General features: G+C 65.7%; 12 protein-coding genes. 7 read left to right on the top strand and 5 right to left on the bottom strand.

Annotated features, from left to right (window positions below; translation table 11 throughout):
• Window positions 1-5 precede the first annotated feature (5 nt).
• The 3 genes from HU763_RS17890 to HU763_RS17880 are packed head-to-tail and all read left to right on the top strand — an operon-like array spanning window position 6 to window position 2,382.
• A complete protein-coding gene (locus tag HU763_RS17890) occupies window positions 6-785 on the top strand; it encodes a 5-oxoprolinase subunit PxpA (protein ID WP_186687842.1) in 780 nt (259 codons plus the stop codon).
• Complete coding sequence (gene pxpB, locus HU763_RS17885) at window positions 782-1,468, top strand: 5-oxoprolinase subunit PxpB (protein ID WP_186687840.1); 687 nt, start codon at window positions 782-784, stop codon at window positions 1,466-1,468. The genes HU763_RS17890 and pxpB overlap by 4 nt, the downstream gene beginning before the upstream one ends.
• Entirely contained in the window at window positions 1,465-2,382 is a 918-nt protein-coding gene (locus tag HU763_RS17880) for a 5-oxoprolinase subunit C family protein (protein WP_186687828.1), read from the top strand. Before pxpB ends, HU763_RS17880 begins: the two co-directional genes overlap by 4 nt.
• Window positions 2,383-2,496: 114 nt before the next feature.
• Here HU763_RS17880 and HU763_RS17875 read toward each other — a convergent pair whose 3' ends face one another.
• The 3 genes from HU763_RS17875 to HU763_RS17865 all read right to left on the bottom strand — a co-directional run bounded on the left by HU763_RS17875 (window position 2,497) and on the right by HU763_RS17865 (window position 5,828).
• Window positions 2,497-3,675: a vWA domain-containing protein gene (locus HU763_RS17875; protein ID WP_186687825.1), complete on the bottom strand. Its 1,179-nt coding sequence runs from the start codon at window positions 3,673-3,675 to the stop codon at window positions 2,497-2,499.
• Between the two features lie 13 nt (window positions 3,676-3,688).
• Window positions 3,689-4,534, bottom strand: a complete 846-nt coding sequence (locus HU763_RS17870; protein ID WP_186676126.1) for an AAA family ATPase — start codon at window positions 4,532-4,534, stop codon at window positions 3,689-3,691.
• A 220-nt stretch (window positions 4,535-4,754) separates the two neighbouring features.
• Complete coding sequence (locus HU763_RS17865; RefSeq protein WP_170031397.1) at window positions 4,755-5,828, bottom strand: AsmA family protein; 1,074 nt, start codon at window positions 5,826-5,828, stop codon at window positions 4,755-4,757.
• Window positions 5,829-5,962: 134 nt separating this feature from the next.
• On the opposite strand from HU763_RS17865, the gene cysK reads away from it, so the two are divergent.
• Complete coding sequence (gene cysK / locus HU763_RS17860) at window positions 5,963-6,937, top strand: cysteine synthase A (protein WP_186687821.1); 975 nt, start codon at window positions 5,963-5,965, stop codon at window positions 6,935-6,937.
• Window positions 6,938-7,109: 172 nt separating this feature from the next.
• Window positions 7,110-8,045: an aspartyl/asparaginyl beta-hydroxylase domain-containing protein gene (locus HU763_RS17855; RefSeq protein ID WP_186687818.1), complete on the top strand. Its 936-nt coding sequence runs from the start codon at window positions 7,110-7,112 to the stop codon at window positions 8,043-8,045.
• Window positions 8,046-8,199: 154 nt separating this feature from the next.
• Here the strand turns inward: HU763_RS17855 and HU763_RS17850 are convergent, their stop codons facing one another.
• Entirely contained in the window at window positions 8,200-9,852 is a 1,653-nt protein-coding gene (locus HU763_RS17850; RefSeq protein WP_186687815.1) for a cyclic peptide export ABC transporter, read from the bottom strand.
• A 27-nt stretch (window positions 9,853-9,879) separates the two neighbouring features.
• Complete coding sequence (azu, locus tag HU763_RS17845) at window positions 9,880-10,329, bottom strand: azurin (RefSeq protein WP_186687812.1); 450 nt, start codon at window positions 10,327-10,329, stop codon at window positions 9,880-9,882.
• A 181-nt stretch (window positions 10,330-10,510) separates the two neighbouring features.
• Here azu and HU763_RS17840 point away from each other — a divergent pair, with 181 nt between their 5' ends.
• Together HU763_RS17840 and HU763_RS17835 are read left to right on the top strand one after the other, a co-directional pair.
• Complete coding sequence (locus tag HU763_RS17840; RefSeq protein WP_186687810.1) at window positions 10,511-11,494, top strand: TauD/TfdA family dioxygenase; 984 nt, start codon at window positions 10,511-10,513, stop codon at window positions 11,492-11,494.
• Between the two features lie 358 nt (window positions 11,495-11,852).
• The gene (locus HU763_RS17835; RefSeq protein WP_186687807.1) at window positions 11,853-18,320 is read left to right on the top strand and encodes a non-ribosomal peptide synthetase; all 6,468 of its coding nucleotides are present in this window, start codon (window positions 11,853-11,855) and stop codon (window positions 18,318-18,320) included.

Below are 18,320 nucleotides of genomic sequence, written 5' to 3'. Positions count from 1 at the left end.
GGCATATGAACAACCACATGGGAGGCCGAGCGGTGAAACGCCTGCTACTCAACTGCGACATGGGCGAGAGTTTCGGCAGCTGGCGCATGGGCCTGGATGCCGAGGTCATGCCGTTTATCGATTGCGCCAACATCGCCTGCGGCTACCACGCCGGCGACCCTGGCACCATGCGCCGCACCGTGGCCCTGGCGCTGGAGCACGGGGTGACCATTGGCGCACACCCGGCCTACCCGGACCTGGTCGGCTTCGGTCGCCGTTCCATGGCCTGCAGCGCGGAGGAAATCCGCGACCTGCTGCACTACCAGATCGGTGCGCTGGACGGTATCTGCAAAGTTCAGGGTGGCCGCGTGGCCTATGTGAAACCCCATGGCGCGCTGTACAACGACATGATGGCCGACCCGCTCAAGCTGCGCAGCGTGCTGGAGGCTGTGGCGGCCTACGGCGACGACCTGCCGTTGATGCTGATGGCCACCGCCGACAATCGTGCGGCCCAGGCGCTGGGCGATGAAATTGGCGTGCCGCTGTGGTTCGAGGCGTTCGCCGACCGCGCCTACACCGCCAGTGGCCACCTGGTGTCGCGGCGCCTGCCCGGTGCGGTGCACCACGACCCGGCACTGGTAGTGGACCAGGCCGTGCGCCTTGCCCGTGGCGAAACGCTGGGGGCGGACGATGGCAGCGCGTTGCAACTTGAGGCCAACACCCTCTGCGTGCACGGCGACAACGACAGCTCGGTGGCGGCGGTACGGCAGATTCGCCAGGCCCTCGAAGCGCTGGAGTCGCCATGAACCCACGGATCGAGGTGGTGGCCGTCGACAGCCTGATGGTGCGCCTGTTCGAACGCATCGACGAGGCCAACATGCCCTGGCTGCTCGCCGCCAGCCAGCGCTTGCGCGCGGCATTCGGCGAGCACCTGCTGGACCTGGTGCCGTCCTACACCACGCTGATGGTGCAGTTCGACCTGCCACCGGGGGAGGCGAGGGCGCTGATCCTTGGTGCGCTGGAAGGCGTGCAGCCAGACACGGGCAGCGCTGGGCGCCGCCATGAGATCCCGGTGTGGTACGACCCCAGCGTCGGCCCGGAACTGCCGCTGCTGGCGGCCCGCAGCGGCTTGAGTGAAGCCGAGGTGATCCGCTTGCACAGCGCGCGTGAGTACCCGGTGTTCGCCCTGGGGTTCGCCCCTGGTTTCGGCTTCATGGGCCTGGTCGACGAACGCTTGGCCAGCCCACGCCTAAGCACCCCGCGCAAGCGTGTGGCGGCGGGTAGTGTCGGCATTGCCGAACGCCAGACCGCAGCCTATCCGGCGGTGTCGCCGGGTGGCTGGAACCTGATCGGGCGTACCCCGGTGCGCCTGTTCGACCGCGAGCGCGAGGGCTACAGCCTGTTGCAACCCGGCGACCGGGTGCGCTTCGTGCCGGTTTCGCGCAGCGAGTTCCTGGCTCTGGGCGGTGATGTGGAGGCGCAAGGATGAAGCAATTGATGATCGAGGCCAGTACGCCGCTGTGCCAGCTGCAGGATGCCGGGCGCTTCGGCGTGCGCCACCTGGGCGTGACCCAGGGCGGGGCGCTGGACTGGGTGGCGATGCACTGGGCCAACTGGCTGCTGGGCAACCCGTTGGCGGCGCCGGTGGCCGAGGTGGCGCTGGGTGGTTTCTGCGTGGTGGCCGAACAGGATTGCGTGCTGGCGCTGGCCGGTGCCGACCTGGACGCGCGGGTCGATGACCAGCCGCTGGCGCCGTGGCGCAGCTTTGTCTTGGCCAAGGGGCAGCGGTTGACCCTGCAGCAGCCGAAGCAGGGCGTGCGGGCCTACCTGGCGGCACCTGGGGGGGTCCTCGGGGCGGACGTGCTGGGCAGTTGTGCCACGGTGGTACGCGAAGCACTGGGCGGCATCGATGGCCGCGGGGCTGCGCTTGGCAAGGGCCAGTTGTTGACCTTCGCCGGCAGCGCAACGACGCTGCGCGAGGTGCCGCCAGCGCTGCGGCCGCAATACCTGCAAAAGCCAGTGCTCGACCTGGTGATGGGCGCGCAGATTGGCGAGTTCAGCGGTACCAGCCTGTTCGAGGCGTTCAATCGCGAGTGGACCCTGGACAGCCGCGCCGACCGCATGGGCATCCGCCTGCTGGGGCCGCAGCTGGTCCATCAGGGGGCGCCGATGATTTCCGAGGGCATTCCGCTGGGCGCGGTACAGGTGCCGCCGGACGGGCAGCCGATCGTGCTGCTCAATGACCGGCAGACAATTGGCGGCTATCCGCGGCTGGGGGCGTTGACGCCGCTGGCGCTGGCACAGCTGGCGCAGTGCATGCCGGGAGCGGTGGTGCGCTTCAGGGCGGTGGTGCAGGACGAGGCGTGGCGGGAGCAGCAGGCATACCTGGACCGTTGGCGTTAAGGCTTCCGGCCTCTTCGCGGGTGAACCCGCTCCCACAGGTACCCCACAGGCCTCAAGGCTTGCGCAATACCTGTGGGAGCGGGTTCACCCGCGAAAGGGCCAGCACTGGCAACATCACTTGGACAGGTAACGCATCCCTTCTTCCAACCCCTGCAAGGTCAGCGGGTACATCTTGTCTTCGATCAGGTCGCGCACCAGATGGGTCGATGCGGTGTAGTCCCAGGCCTGCTTCGGGTACGGGTTGATCCAGATGATCTTGCGGAATTTCTCCATGAAGCGCTGCATCCACACGTAGCCGGCTTCTTCGTTCCAGTGCTCGACGCTGCCACCTGGCTGGGTGATTTCGTAGGGCGCCATGGCCGCATCGCCGACGAACACCACTTTGTAGTCATCGCCGTATTTGTGCAGCAGGTCGAAGGTGGAATACCGCTCCGAGGTGCGGCGCAGGTTGTTCTTCCATACCGACTCGTACACGAAGTTGTGGAAGTAGTAGTACTCCAGGTGCTTGAATTCGGTCTTGCACGCCGAAAACAGCTCTTCGCAGACCTTGATGTGGGCATCCATCGAACCGCCGATGTCGAACAGCAACAGCAGCTTGACCGTGTTGCGCCGCTCGGGGCGCATCTGAATGTTCAGAAGCCCGGCATCGCGTGCGGTGTGGTCGATGGTGCCGTCGATGTCCAGTTCCTCGGCGGCGCCTTCGCGGGCGAACTTGCGCAGCCGGCGCAACGCCAGCTTGATGTTGCGCGTACCCAGCTCGACCTGGTCGTCAAGGTTCTTGTATTCACGCTGGTCCCACACCTTCACCGCCTTGCCCTGGCGCTTGCCGGCCTCGCCCACGCGGATGCCCTCGGGGTTGAAACCGCCCGAGCCGAACGGGCTGGTGCCGCCGGTGCCGATCCACTTGTTGCCGCCAGCGTGGCGTTCCTTCTGCTCTTCGAGGCGCTTCTTGAATTCCTCGATCAGCTTGTCCAGGCCGCCGAGCGACTGGATCTGCGCCCGCTCTTCGTCGCTCAGCGAGCGCTCGAACTCCTTGCGCAGCCAGTCGTCGGGGATCAGCGCCTCGATGTGCCGGTCGAGGTTTTCCAGGCCCTTGAAGTAGGCCGCGAAAGCCCGGTCGAACTTGTCGAAATGGCGTTCGTCCTTTACCAGGATGGCGCGGGCGAGGTAGTAGAACGCGTCCATGTCGGCGAACACCACGTGCTTCTGCAGGGCCTGGTGCAGGTCGAGCAGTTCGCGCACCGACACCGGCACCTTGGCCGCGCGCATTTCATTGAACAGGTTGAGCAGCATGGCCCGGCTCCTGTCAGCGGTTGCCGCGCCGGCTCATGAAGGCCAGGCGTTCGAGCAGCTGTACGTCCTGCTCGTTCTTCACCAGGGCCCCGGCTAGCGGTGGGATGGCTTTGGTCGGGTCGCGCTCGCGCAGTACCGCTTCACCAATGTTGTCGGCCATCAGCAGCTTGAGCCAGTCGACCAGCTCGGAGGTGGACGGTTTTTTCTTCAGGCCTGGCACCTTGCGCACGTCGAAGAACACATCCAGCGCTTCGCTGACCAGCGCCTGGCTGATGTTGGGGTAGTGCACGTCGACGATCTGCTGCAGGGTGGTGCGGTCGGGGAAGGCGATGTAATGGAAGAAGCAGCGGCGCAGGAAGGCGTCTGGCAGTTCCTTCTCGTTGTTCGAGGTGATGATGATGATCGGGCGCTGCTTGGCCTTGATGGTCTCGTCGATTTCGTAGACGTAGAACTCCATCTTGTCGAGTTCCTGCAGCAGGTCGTTGGGGAACTCGATGTCGGCCTTGTCGATTTCATCGATCAGCAGGATCACCCGTTCATCGGCCTCGAAGGCTTCCCAGAGCTTGCCTTTCTTCAGGTAGTTGCGCACGTCGTGGACCTTGTCCACGCCCAGCTGCGAGTCGCGCAGGCGGCTGACCGCATCGTACTCGTACAGGCCCTGGTGGGCCTTGGTGGTGGACTTGATGTGCCAGGTGATCAGCCGTGCGCCGAACGAGGCGGCCAGCTGCTCGGCGAGCATGGTCTTGCCGGTGCCGGGTTCGCCCTTGACCAGCAAGGGGCGTTCGAGGGTGATGGCCGCGTTTACCGCCAGTTTCAGGTCGTCTGTGGCGACGTAGTCGCGGGTGCCTTCGAACTTCATGGGGTCTGTCCTCTGCCGTATGCCTGTCAGGGCCTCTTCGCGGGCACGCCCGCTCCCACAGGCATTGCACAACCTTGCGGATCTGTGGGGTACCTGTGGGAGCGGGCGTGCCCGCGAAAGCCCAATACCTGTTTTCGATTTGTCACCGACTATAACGCGGGGTTCGCCGACTGGAAACGCAGACCGGGTATTCAGTCCCTGAATGCCCCGTCACGCCATCTCAGTCGGAATCCGGCGCGTCACGCTCATAGCGCGCATTGAACGCTTCGATGAACCCGTTGCGCAGGATCTGCAGGAACGCCTCGAACGCACTGATATTCTGCTTGCGTACGCTGCCATGCAATTCCACCCGGGTGGCGAACTGGTTCTTCGGCTGGTTTTTCAGGACTGTCTCGGTCGCGCCCACCAGCGCTTCCCAGATCGAGCGGAAGAAGCCTTTGTCCTTTTCTTGCACGTCCTGCTGCCAGTCGAACACATCCACATCCCGCAACAGCGGCTTGATGTACCCGGTCAAGCGCCCGTTGGTGGCCTCGGCTTCTATCACCACGTCGCCGTGGCCGGCGTTGAAGTCGAACTTGCCGTAGGCGCTGGCGAAGTCATTGAGCTTGCGCAGCTCGATACCGGTGGCGCGCAGGCGGAACTCGAAGTCGTCGAAGTTGCTGAACGGGTCGAACGTGGCGCGGCTTTCCACCTTGGCATCGCCCACGATCAGCGCCGTGCCATCGAAGCTGGCGTCGCGTCGGCCTTGTTCGTCGCGAATGTTGGTAAGGTTGCGAATGCTGGCGTTCAACTGGGTGGCCTTGAGGTTGACCGGTGGCTTCGAGTTGAAATTGCGGAAGGTCAGCACGCCATCATCAATGCGTACCTCGTTGAGGGTGATCGGCAGCAGTTTTTCCAGTTGCTGGCGCCAGTCGGTGCCCTGGCCAGTCTGCGAGTTCTGCTTGTTGCCGCCGTCGACGAAGTTCAGTTCAGGCCGGTCGAACACCACTTCGGCTACCACCGCGCGGTCGTACCACAGGGCATGCCAGCTCACCGACAGGTCGATCAGCGGGGCGTCGAGGAACGGCACCGGCACCTTGCCGGTGGTCTTGACGATCTTCAGCCCGTTGATCTGGTACGCGCCGCGCCACCAGGCCAGGTCGACGTCGGTTATCTGGCCACGGTAATCGCCCATGTCGGCCAGCTTGTCGTTGAGGTAGTCGCGCACCAGGTAGGGCAGGGCCAGGTGCAGCGCCAGCAACAGCACGATCAGGCTGGCCAGGCCGATCAACGGCCAGCGGTAACGGGCTCTCATCAGCGTGTCTCCAAGGCAGCATGTGCGGTTGACCGCAACGCGGCTCGCTGAGTTCGAACGGGCTTTACGGGCTACCGGGGCGGGCTTACCCTTGAGGTCTTTCCCTGCTGTCTTTCATGCCAAGGACCCCTGCCATGAGCCGTATCTTTGCAGACAACGCCCATTCCATCGGCAATACGCCGCTGGTGCAGATCAACCGCATCGCCCCACGCGGCGTGACCATCCTGGCCAAGATCGAAGGGCGCAACCCGGGTTACTCGGTCAAATGCCGCATCGGCGCAAACATGGTCTGGGACGCCGAGAGCAGCGGCAAGCTCAAGCCCGGCATGACCATCGTCGAGCCCACCTCCGGTAACACCGGCATCGGCCTGGCCTTCGTCGCCGCTGCCCGTGGCTACAAGCTGATGCTGACCATGCCCGCCTCGATGAGCCTGGAGCGGCGCAAGGTGTTGAAGGCGCTGGGTGCCGAGCTGGTGCTGACCGACCCGGCCAAGGGCATGAAGGGCGCGATCGAGAAAGCCAACGAAATCGTCGCCTCGGACCCGGCCCGGTACTTCCTGCCTGGCCAGTTCGAAAACCCGGCCAACCCGGCCATCCACGAGAAGACCACCGGGCCGGAAATCTGGAACGACACCGATGGTGCGATCGATGTGCTGGTGGCAGGCGTGGGCACCGGTGGCACCATCACCGGTGTGTCGCGCTACATCAAGCAGACCCAGGGCAAGGCGATCACGTCGGTGGCCGTGGAACCCCTGGCATCCCCGCTGATTACCCAGACCCTGGCCGGCGAGGAACTCAAGCCCAGCCCGCACAAGATCCAGGGTATCGGCGCCGGCTTCGTGCCGAAGAACCTCGACCTGTCGATGGTCGACCAGGTGATGACGGTGACCGATGAGGAATCCAAGGCCATGGCCATCCGCCTGATGCAGGAAGAGGGCATCCTCTGTGGTATTTCCTGTGGTGCGGCGATGGCAGCGGCCGTGCGCCTGGCCGAAAAACCGGAGATGCAGGGTAAGACCATCGTCGTAATCTTGCCCGACTCCGGTGAGCGCTACCTGTCCAGCATGTTGTTCGCCGACATGTTCAGCGAGCAGGAAAACCAGCAGTAATTGGCCTTGTCGCTGACCCGGCGCAACGTTCGCTGGCCGGGTTCATTGCAAAATCTTCATCAATGAGTTGCCGCCCGGGTTGTTTTTACACCGGCGGCAGCGGTTTATGATGGCAGGATGATTTACCGGAGTGCAGGGCCCTGGCGCTGTCTCTTCCTCAAGGAGTGAAAGCATGACCGTTTCCTTTGCAGCCAAGGCGGGTGTCTTGCTGGTGTTTTTCGGCAGTGTGCTGTTCGTGCACCTGCGCGGCAAGGCTCGCCTGCCGGTGTTGCGCCAGTTCGTCAACCATTCGGCGCTGTTCGCCCCCTATAACAGCCTGATGTACTTGTTTTCCAAGGTGCCATCCAAGCCTTACCTGGATCGCCAGCGCTTCCCCGAACTGGATGTGCTCAAGGACAACTGGCAGGAAATTCGTGAAGAGGCCATGCGCCTGTTTGACGAGGGCTATATCCGCGCCGCCGAAAAGGATAACGACGCCGGTTTCGGTTCGTTCTTCAAGAAAGGCTGGAAGCGCTTCTACCTGAAGTGGTACGACAAGCCGCTGCCCTCGGCCGAAGCCCTCTGCCCGCGTACCGTCGAGCTGGTCAGCAGCATCCCCAACGTCAAGGGCGCGATGTTTGCCCTGCTGCCGGGTGGCAGCCACCTGAACCCGCACCGCGACCCGTTCGCCGGCTCCTTGCGCTACCACCTGGGGCTGTCCACGCCTAACTCCGACGCCTGCCGCATCTACGTCGATGGCGAGGAATACGCCTGGCGTGATGGCGAAGATGTGATGTTTGACGAGACCTACGTGCACTGGGTCAAGAACGAGACCGACGTTACCCGGGTAATCCTGTTCTGCGACATCGAACGCCCGCTGAGCAGCCCCCTGATGACCCGCATCAACCGCAAGGTCAGCGCCTTCCTCGGCCGTGCCACCGCACCGCAGAACACCGACGAGGAGCGCGTGGGCGGGATCAACCAGGCCTATGCCTGGAGCAAGCGTTTCAGCAACCGCATCAGTGCCCAGGTGAAGCAGTTCAAGCGCGCCAACCCCAAGGCCTACCGCGTGCTACGGCCAGTGCTGGCGGTGCTGGTGGCCTATCTGCTGTATCGCTGGTTGTTCTGAATCCTGCCTGATGGGGCTGTTTCGCAGCCCCCTGACGCTATGCGGCTATCCCAAGGCAAGGCCCTGCAGGAAAGCGGTTTATAGCGAATTATAGAGCGATTAGAGAGAGGCTATAGAAGTCGTTGACCACGGCTTTACAGCTTCTGCTGCCGGTTCATGCCGGCTCAAGCGCTTCGATTATCTGACCCCTGCTCAGGTGCACCAGCTTGTCCGCCGTATCGAAATAGCGGTCATCATGCGAGATCACGATGATGGTCTTGCCCATGCGCTTCAGGTCCGGCAGCAGTTCGGTGTAGAACACCCGGCGGAAGGTCGGGTCCTGGTCCGCCGCCCATTCGTCGAACACCAGCACCGGCCGCCCGTCCAACCAGGCGTTGACCAGCGCCAGGCGCTTGCGTTGCCCGGTCGACAGGTCGGTGGTGGTGAAGGCGCCATCGCGTACGCTCACCTTGTGGGCAATTTCCAGCCGTTCCAGGTAGCGCGTGGCATCACCAGGCAGGCTGTGTTCGTGCTCGGGCAGGTCGTCGAACAGGTAGTAATCGGCGAACACCGTGGTGAACAGTTGGCGATAGTCATCCAGCCCTTGCGGGCCGACGGCCTTGCCGTTCAGGCGCACTTCGCCGCGCTGCGGGGTATACAGGCCCAGCAGCAGCTTGATCAGCGTGGTCTTGCCGCAGCCATTCTCGCCGACGATGAACAGGATCTCGCCCGGCTCGATGCTCAGGTTCACCGGCCCTACGCGGAACGGTTCGTGGCCGTCCACTGGTGGGTAGGCGTACTCGACGTTGCGCAGTTCCAGGTGCGCGCTGGCCGGGGCGGCGCGCCTGGCCGGTGGTTCCAGCAGCAGGTGTGGCTCGGGCGACGAGAAGCGCTCGGCCAGGTCGGCAATACGGCGGAACGCCACCTGGGCACGGCCGAGGATCGGCAGGTTGCTGATCAAGGTTTCCAGCGGGCCTTTCATGTACAGCAGCACCAGCACGAAGCCGCTCATCACCGCCGGGTCGTTGCTTGGCCACAGCGACTGCAACGCCAGGGTCAGGCCGATGACCACGAAGAACAGCATCGAACCCAGGCTCTTGGCCACGACGAAAATGTTGATGGCGCGGATATGCGTGCTGGCGATGAAATCGGCGCTGCCCTGGATGTTGCGGGTCAGCATGGCGTGGCGGCGGCGGCGGTCGATGCGCAGCTCCTTGGCGCCTTCGGCGATGGCTGTGTAGTGCTTCTGCAGGTTGTCCTCGGCATCGCGCGCGGCGTTGAAGCCGGCCACGCCTTTTTGCCGGGCGATGTACTGCACGCCGCTGCCGATGCCGATCGCCGCCAGGGTAATGAGGAATATCGGCCACGACAACCACGCCAGGTAGGCCAGGCAGCCGGTCACGGTGGTGAGCGAGATGGCCAGCGGGGCGAAGGCGAAGGCGAAGTCGCTGATGGTGTCGACGTCGCGGGTCAGCACCGGGATCAGGCGGTGGCTGCGGTAACGCTCGATCTGCTCGATGGGCGCCGACAGCACCTTGGCCCCGAGGTCCTTGCGCAGCCGGGCGATGACCTTCTGGCCGACGTAATTGGTGCCGCTGTCAGCGGCCACGCTGCTGACCAGGGCCAGCAGGCACAAGCCGGCGAAGGCCAGCAGCAGGCCCTGGCTCATGCCGCCCGGTGCATGCAGGCCCTGGTTGACGGTGGCCAGCAGGGCGGTCACTGCCAGGCCGCCGAGCATGCCCAGCAACACCGAGGCGAGCACCGCCGTGCGGTAGGGTTGAAGCAGGCCCAGCAGTTCGCGGATGGCCCCGGGAGAAGAGGTTTTCATGAAGCGTGATCTCGCTGGTGGAGTGGGTCAGCTGCCGAAGGTCAGGGTGCCCTTCATCAAGGTGCTGTGGAACGGGAACGAGCAGTAGAAGCTGTAGGCGCTACCGGCTTTCAGCAGCTTGGTATCGAAGGTGACGCTGTCCTGCTCGCCGCCGCCGATCAGGCGGGTGTGGGCGATCACCCGGCTGTCGCCAGGCTTGATGTAGTCCTGCACCTCGCCAGCCTTCTGGCCGTCATCCAGTACGCCCTGCATGTCGGCCTGGGTGCTCAGCACCCAGTTGTGCCCCATCACGTTCTTCGGCATGGCGCCAGGGTGGGTGAGGGTGACCGTGAACGCACTGCAGGCCACCGGCACGCTGATGGCGGCCTTGTCGAACGTCATCTGGTCGGTGCCATGGATTTCCACGGCGCATCGTTGCGCCGACCAGGCGGTCGGCGCTGCGGCGAGCAGGGTTAGGAGCAGGAGCTGGCGAGTCATGTACGGTTCCTGGGCGATAAAAGGGTGCACATCGTTCAGACGAACCGGCGCGCCCTGGCTTTACCTGCGGCTGGGGCGCCGGTGAATTTCCCTCAGGGCCGCTCGTTCATCTAGTCAGGCGCTGCCATGGCGCACATCCCGATTTCGCCGCCAACGCGGCCCTGGCTTGAGGTGACCGGACATGAGTGAACTGCTGAGCTTCGCGATCGAACCCCTGGACGCCGCACGCGGCAACCTGCCGCTGCTGGTACGCGCGCCGGAGCCGGGCATCGACCTGCTGGAAGCGTTTGCCGAGCTGCAGCCGCTGGTGGACCGCCATCTGCTGCAGGCCGGCGGCATCCTGTTTCGTGGTTTCGAGGTGGCGGGCGCCGAAGCCTTCCGCCAGTTCGCCGCGGCCTTTGGCCACCCGCTGCTCAACTACGAGTTCGGGTCTACCCCGCGCAGCAACGTGACCCAGGGTGTGTACACCTCCACCGAGTACCCGGCGCACCAGCGCATCCCCCTGCACAACGAGCAGGCCTACACCCGGGAATGGCCGATGAAGATCTGGTTCTACAGCGTGATCCCCGCCGAGACCGGTGGCGAGACACCGATCGCCGACAGCCGCGAGGTGTACCGGCGCATGCCGGCACGCATTCGTGAGCGGCTGGTGGAGAAAGGGCTGATATACGTGCGCAACTATGGCAACGGCCTGGACGTGGAATGGTCGCAGGTGTTCAACAGCGAAGACCCGCGCCAGGTCGAGGCCTACTGCCGGGCGCATGCCATCGAGTGCATCTGGAAGGACGACGGTGAATTGCGCACCCGCCAGCGCTGCCAGGTGGTGGCGCGGCATCCGTCGACCGGCGAGGACGTGTGGTTCAACCAGGCGCACCTGTTCCATGTATCGAACCTGCAGCCAGAGGTGCGCGAGTCGTTGATGGACATTGTCGAGGAGGAGGACCTGCCGCGTAACGTGTATTACGGCGACGGCACGGCCATCGAGGATTCGTTGCTCGATGAGGTGCGCGGGGTGCTGGATGAATGCACCATCAGCTTCCCATGGTTGGAAAACGATGTGCTGATGCTCGACAACATGCTCGCGGCGCATGCGCGGTCGCCGTTTACCGGCAAGCGCAAGGTGGTGGTAGCGATGGCGCAGGGGCATCGTGAGGGGTTGGGCTGACAGGTGCATGGTTGGGGTTTTGTGGTGCCTGGGCGATCGAGCGCCGCCCGCGCGGCGCATCGCGAGCTGCGCTCGCTCCTACGTTTGTTTCGGGCCAGTAACGCCTGTGACAGGCGCGCGCGGCGGCCTGGTCATACGACGCGATATCCCGCCTTGCGCCAAAGCGTTCGCGCGCCAATCCCCCAGGAATGACTGGCCCGAAACAAACGTAGGAGCGAGCGCAGCTCGCGATGCGCCGCGCGGGCGGCGCTCGATCTCCCTGGCGCCACCCCCTCAAGACGATCACCCGCCGCCCCTAAATCAGCCCCCGATGCCTTCGTCTGACAGTTACCGCTCGACTGCCAGGACACCGCTCGACATGAATGCTGATCAAACCCTCCAGCTCGCCCGCCGCTTCATCGCGCTCGCTCCCGACAAGCGCCGCCTGTTCCTCAAGGCACTGCAGGGCGAGGGCATGGACTTCTCCGTGCTGCCGATCGCACCCGGCGTCGGGGTAGCCGAGCGTGACCAGCTGTCGTACGCCCAGCGGCGCATGTGGTTCCTCTGGCAGCTCGACCCACAGGGCGCGGCCTACAACCTGCCGCTAGCCGTACGCCTGCACGGCCCACTGGAGCTGGCTGCCCTGCAGCAGGCCTTCGATGCCCTGGTGGCCCGCCACGAAACCCTGCGCACCCGCTTCGTCGCCGACGGCGATGACGTACGCCAGCAGGTGGACGCCGTTGCAGCCCCGCTGCAGCTGCACCAGGATGCCCTGGCCGAGCTGGACGAGGACGCCCGCCAAGCTGCCATCGAGACCATCGCCGAAGCCGAAGCCCTGGCCCCGTTCGACCTGGTCAGCGGCCCGCTGCTGCGCGTGCGCCTGCTGCAATTGGCCGAGCAGGAACACGTCCTGCTGCTGACCCTGCACCACATTGTCGCCGACGGTTGGTCGATGAATGTGCTCATCGACGAATTCCTGCGCCTGTACGACGCCGCCGTGGCCGGCACCGATGCCGGCCTGCAGCCGCTGCCGATCCAGTACCGCGACTACGCCCTGTGGCAGCGTTGCTGGCTGCAGGCCGGCGAGCAGGAACGCCAGTTGGCCTACTGGCAGGCACACCTGGGCGACGACCATGCGCCGCTGGAGCTGCCACTGGACCGCAGCCGCCAGGGCCGCCCCAGTTATCGCGGTGCGCGCCACGAGTTCGTCATTGCCGCCGATGTCGCCGACCGCCTGCGCGGCCTGGCACGCAAACACAATGTCACCCTGTTCATGGTCCTGTTGGCCGCCTTCAAGCTGCTGCTGCAGCGCTACAACGGCCAATCGGCGATCCGCGTCGGCGTGCCCATCGCCAACCGCAACCGAGCGGAAAGCCAGGGGCTGATCGGCTGCTTCATCAATACCCAGGTGCTGCACACCGAGATTGACCCATTGCTGGACATTGCCGGCCTGTTGCGGCGCGTGCGCGAAACTGCGCTGGGCGCACAAAGCCACCAGGACCTGCCGTTCGAACAGCTGGTGGAGGCCCTGGACCTGCCGCGCAGCAGCGACAGCCCGCTGTTCCGCGTGTTGTTCAACCACCAGGCGCAGGTGGCCGATGTGCAGGCCATCGAAACCCGCAGCGGCCTGAGCCTGGCGCCGATCGCGCTGGCCAGGCACAGTGCGCGCTTCGACCTGGCGCTGGATACGCACGAGCGAGCGGGGCAACTCCATGCGGCGTTCACCTATGCCACCGATGTGTTCGATGCGGCCACCATCGCAACCCTCGGCGAGCAGTGGCTGGCCCTGCTGCAGGGCCTGGCTGACGAAGCGCCTGGCGCAGTCGGCGAGCTGCCATTGCCCGGCCTGGCCGCTGCCGTTGACGCGCCTGTGCAGGCTGGCGAAACCCTGCTGGTCCACCAGCGCTTTGCCGCCGCTGCCAGCCGTCACCCCGAGCGCCAGGCGGTAATGGCCGCGGGCGAGCAGGCCAGCTTCGCTGAGCTCGACAGCCGCGCCGAGGCCGTCGCCAACCGGCTGGTCGAAGTCGGGGTCGGGCCGGACACGCTGGTCGGCGTACTGGCTGACCGCAGCGTCGGCATGCTCGCCAGCATCCTCGGTGTGCTCAAGGCCGGTGGCGCCTACCTGCCACTGGAGCCCGAGCAACCCGCCGAGCGCCTGGCCTACCTGCTCCGCGACAGTGGCACGCAGCTGCTGCTGGCGCCTGGTGACTGGCAGGCGGAACTTCCCGACGCTGTGCAGCACCTGGACTGGACGCAATCCGCAAGCGGCAGCGGCAGCCGTGTCGCCCCGGCCCCGGGCAACCTCGCCTATGTCATCTACACCTCCGGTACCACCGGCCAGCCCAAGGGCGTGGCGATCAGCCACGCGGCCCTGGCCAACTATGTCGATGGTATCAGCGCGCGCCTGCCGGTCGAGCGTATCCGCAGCATGGCGCAGGTCTCGACCCCGGCCGCGGACCTTGGCCACACCATGCTGTTCGGCGCCCTGTGCGGTGGCCATACCCTGCATCTGCTGTCTCGTCAGCAGGTGCTCGATGCCGAAGGCTTCGCGGCCTATCTGGTCGAGCACCAGGTGGATGCGTTGAAGATCGTGCCGTCGCACCTGGAGGCGATGCTGGCGGCTGGCCGTTCGGCGTTGCCGGCGCAGTGCCTGGTACTCGGCGGCGAAGCCAGCGGCCCGGGCCTGCTGGCCAAGGTCCGTGAGCTGGCGCCGGCGCTCAGCGTGTTCAACCACTACGGCCCGACCGAGACCACCGTCGGCGTACTGGTGGCCGAACTGAACGGGCAAGCCAGCCTCGGTCAAGCGCTGGCCAACACCCGTGTTGCGCTGCTCGACCCTTGCCTGCAACCGCTGCCGGCCAAGGCCAAGGGCGAGCTGTACATTGGTGGTGCCGGTCTGGCCCGGGGTTACCTGAACCGCCCCGCACTCACCGCCGAACGATTCGTCCCCGACCCGAACGGCAGCCAGGGCCAGCGCCTGTACCGCAGCGGCGATTGGGTGCGCCAAGGCCTCGAGCTGCAATTTGCCGGGCGCATGGACGGCCAGGTGAAAATCCGAGGCTACCGCGTGGAGCTGGGTGAAATCGAAAACCAGCTGCGCGCACTCGACGGCGTTGCCAACGCCCTGGTCCGTGTCCATGGCCAGGCGCCGCAGCTGCAGCTGGCGGCCTGGCTGGTGTCCACCCAGCCAGCGACAGACAGCCTGGCCTGGCAGGCGTCGATCCGTGCCGCCCTCACGCGGCTGTTGCCCGAGCACATGGTGCCGAGCCAGCTGATGGTGCTGGAACACCTACCGGTCACCGCCAATGGCAAGGTCGACGTCAAGGCGCTGCCGGAGCCGGTCGCCAGCCAGAACGTCTATCAGCCACCACAGACCCCGCTGCAGCTCCAGCTGGCGCGGATCTGGGCCGAGGTGCTGCAGGTGCCGCAGGTAGGCCTGAACGACAACTTCTTCGCTCTCGGCGGGCATTCGCTGCTGGCCACCCAAGCCGTGTCGCGGGTACGCCAGCAGCTGGGGCGGGATATTCCGCTGCGCAGCTTGTTCGACACCGTCGACCTGCAGCGCTTCGCCCAGGCAGTGGCCGAGGCTGAACAGGGCGCCGGCCTGGCCATCGAAATCCTCGACCGCCAGCAACCACTGCCGGTGTCGCGGTCGCAGCACCGCCAGTGGCTGTTCTGGAAGCTCAACCCGCACAGCCTGGCCTACAACACGCCGATGGCGGTGCGCATGCAGGGCAACCTCGACCGTGCAGCGCTGCAGGCAGCGCTGGACGCCTTGGTGGCCCGCCACGAATCGCTGCGTACGGTGTTCGTGGAAGCCGAAGGCCTGCCCTGGCAGCGCATCCTGCCAGCGGCCCCGGTACTGATCGGTTTCGAAGACCTCGGCGGCCACGACCATGCCGCGCAGATGCGCAAGCTGGAAGACGAGGCCTTCGTGCCGTTCGACCTGGCGAGTGGCCCGCTGCTGCGTGCGCGCCTGTTCAAAGTGCATGAGCAGGAGCACCTGTTGTCGCTGACCCTGCACCATATCGTTTCCGACGGCTGGTCGATGAGCTTGCTGGTGCGCGAGTTCGCCGCCGCCTACAACGCCGCAGCGAGCGGCCAGGCGCACACTCCCGAACCGCTGCCGGTGCAGTACGCCGACTTCGCCGCCTGGCAGCGCAAGTGGTTGGCCGGAGGGCAGATGCAGGCCCAGATCGACTACTGGAAGGCGCAGCTGGAAGACGACTTCGAGGTGCTCGAACTGCCGGCCGACCGTGTTCGCCCACAGGCCAAGAGCTACCGTGGCAGCCGCTTCGACGTGCGCTTGCCGCAGGCCCTCAGCGAACGTTTGCGGGCACTGGCGCTGGCCGCCAATGCCACGCTGTTCCACGTGTTCCTGGCGGCCTATGCCATCGTGCTGGCGCGCTACAGCCGCAAGGGCAGGCTCAACATCGGCGTGCCGGTCACCAATCGCAACCGCCAGGAGCTGGAAGGCCTGATCGGCTTCTTCATCAACGTGGTGGTGGCCCGCATCGATGTCGATGGCAGCCAGCCGTTCGCACAATTGCTGGCGGCGATCAGGGAAACCACCTTGCAGGCCCAGGCCAACAAGGACGTGCCCTTCCTCGAGGTGGCCGAGGCGCTGTACCCGGAGCGCGAGCAGGGCGTGAACCCGTTCTTCCAGGTGCTCTACAACCACCTGCGCGACCTCGGCGAGCAGGTGGCCAGCGATGCGCTGCACGGTTTGCAGGTCAGGGAAGTGGACCTGCAGGAGCCGGGCGCGCAATACGATATCTCGCTCAACACCCTGGAGCGATCCGACGGGGTGACGGCATCGTTCAACTACTCGACCGACCTGTTCGACGCAGCGCGCATCGAACGCATGGCCGGGCACTGGCTGGCGCTGCTGGAGGCTATCTGCGCCGAGCCACAGCGCTGCATTGGTGAGCTGGGTTTGCTCGGCGCTGCCGAGCGCCAGCAACTGATCTACGGCTGGAACCCGCCACAGCAGGCCGCTGGCGGCCTGTGCGCGCACCAACTGCTGCAGCGCCAGGCGCGGGCGCGGCCCGATGCGCCAGCATTGATCTGCGGCGACCAGCAACTGACTTACGCCGAACTGGACCGCAGCAGCAACCAGCTGGCGCACCGTCTGCGCGCCATGGGCGTGGGGCCGGAGCGCCTGGTGGGCGTGGCCGTCGAGCGTGGCCTGGGCATGGCCTTGGCGTTGATCGCCATTCACAAGGCGGGCGGCGCCTACGTGCCGCTGGACCCGGATTACCCGCAAGAGCGCCTGGCCTGCATGATCGAAGACAGTGGCATCGGCCTGCTGCTGGCCGACGCGCCCTCGCGTGAGCGCCTGCAAGCGGGCAAGCAGTTGCCCTGCGTGCTGCTGGAGCCCGGTAGCGAGTGGCTGCAGGCCTGGCCCGCCGAGCCGCTGGCCAACCTGGCTGCACCACACAACCTGGCCTATATGATCTACACCTCCGGCTCCACCGGTATGCCCAAGGGCGTGGCCATCGACCATCACGCGCTGGCGCTGTTCTGCCAGGTGGCTGCGCAGTATTCGCGCCTGGGCCCGGACGACCGCGTGCTGCAGTTCGCCACCATCAGCTTCGACGGCTTCATCGAGCAGTTCTTCCCACCGTTGGCCCAGGGTGCCTGTGTGGTCCTGCGCGATGCGCGGATATGGGGCACGGCCACCCTGCTGGATGAGATCAACCGCCACGGCGTGACCGTGGCCGACCTGCCGGCTGCCTACTGGCGCCTGCTGGCCCTGGAGCGCCACGGCCCCGAGGCCTATGGCCCACTGAGGCAGATCCATGTCGGCGGCGAGGCGGTGCCGGAAGATGCCTTGCGCGCCTGGCTGGCCGATGGCCCGCCAGCGGTGCGCCTGCTGAACACCTACGGCCCGACCGAAGCCACCGTGGTCGCCACCACCTACGACTGTTCGCAGATGACTGCGGCGCAGATCGGCCAGGGTGGTGTGCCCATTGGCCGCGCCTTGCCGGGCCGCACCCTGTATGCCCTGGACGAGTGCCTGGCACCGACCCCGACCGGCGTGCCTGGCGAGTTGTTCATTGGCGGCGCTGGCTGCCTGGCGCGTGGCTACCACCAGCAGCCGTCGCTCACCGCCGAGCGCTTCATCCCCGACCCGTTCGACCCGCTCGGCGGTGGCCGCCTGTACCGCACCGGCGACCTTGGTTACTACGACGAGAACGGCCAGCTGGCCTATCGCGGCCGGGTCGATCACCAGGTGAAGGTGCGCGGTTTCCGTATCGAACTGGGCGAGATCGAGCAGTGCCTGCGGGCGCACCCGGGCGTGCGCGAAGCCACCGTGGTGGCCATCGACCTGCCCAGCGGCAAGCAACTGTGCGCCTATGCCGTGCCGGCCGATGGCCACGACGGTGACCTGCGTCTGGCGTTGCAGCAGCACCTCAGGGCCAGCCTGCCGCACTACATGGTCCCGGCCTGCCTGGTGACCCTGGCGGACATGCCGCTGACCCCCAGCGGCAAACTCGACCGCAAGGCGCTGCCCCTGCCTGACCTGGGCCAGTCGCAACACGCCTACGAGGCGCCGCAGACCGCGCGGCAACAGCAACTGGCGAGCCTCTGGGCGCAATTGCTGAACGTTGACCGGGTTGGCCTGAACGACAACTTCTTCGAACTGGGCGGGCACTCGTTGCTGGCTGCCCAGGTGGTATCGCGGATCAACCTGGAGCTGGGGCTGGACATGCCCCTGCAGTTGATCTTCACCCACCCCGAGTTGCGCGCGTTCGCCCAGGCACTGGACGAGCAGGGCCTGTCGCTGACTGATGACGGCCTGAGCGATATCGAACACATGATGAACGCATTCACCGAGGCCTGA

This window comes from Pseudomonas anuradhapurensis (assembly GCF_014269225.2).
Taxonomy (GTDB): Bacteria; Pseudomonadota; Gammaproteobacteria; order Pseudomonadales; family Pseudomonadaceae; genus Aquipseudomonas; species Aquipseudomonas anuradhapurensis.
The sequence above is the reverse complement of the archived record's forward strand: the minus strand, read 5'-3'. Positions and strand labels throughout refer to the sequence as shown.

Coding starts and splice junctions, on each gene's coding strand:
- HU763_RS17890 (WP_186687842.1), top strand. CDS start 6: ATGAACAACCACATGGGAGGCCGAGCGGTGAAACGCCTGCTACTCAAC.
- pxpB (WP_186687840.1), top strand. CDS start 782: ATGAACCCACGGATCGAGGTGGTGGCCGTCGACAGCCTGATGGTGCGC.
- HU763_RS17880 (WP_186687828.1), top strand. CDS start 1,465: ATGAAGCAATTGATGATCGAGGCCAGTACGCCGCTGTGCCAGCTGCAG.
- HU763_RS17875 (WP_186687825.1), bottom strand. CDS start 3,675: ATGCTGCTCAACCTGTTCAATGAAATGCGCGCGGCCAAGGTGCCGGTG.
- HU763_RS17870 (WP_186676126.1), bottom strand. CDS start 4,534: ATGAAGTTCGAAGGCACCCGCGACTACGTCGCCACAGACGACCTGAAA.
- HU763_RS17865 (WP_170031397.1), bottom strand. CDS start 5,828: ATGAGAGCCCGTTACCGCTGGCCGTTGATCGGCCTGGCCAGCCTGATC.
- cysK (WP_186687821.1), top strand. CDS start 5,963: ATGAGCCGTATCTTTGCAGACAACGCCCATTCCATCGGCAATACGCCG.
- HU763_RS17855 (WP_186687818.1), top strand. CDS start 7,110: ATGACCGTTTCCTTTGCAGCCAAGGCGGGTGTCTTGCTGGTGTTTTTC.
- HU763_RS17850 (WP_186687815.1), bottom strand. CDS start 9,852: ATGAAAACCTCTTCTCCCGGGGCCATCCGCGAACTGCTGGGCCTGCTT.
- azu (WP_186687812.1), bottom strand. CDS start 10,329: ATGACTCGCCAGCTCCTGCTCCTAACCCTGCTCGCCGCAGCGCCGACC.
- HU763_RS17840 (WP_186687810.1), top strand. CDS start 10,511: ATGAGTGAACTGCTGAGCTTCGCGATCGAACCCCTGGACGCCGCACGC.
- HU763_RS17835 (WP_186687807.1), top strand. CDS start 11,853: ATGAATGCTGATCAAACCCTCCAGCTCGCCCGCCGCTTCATCGCGCTC.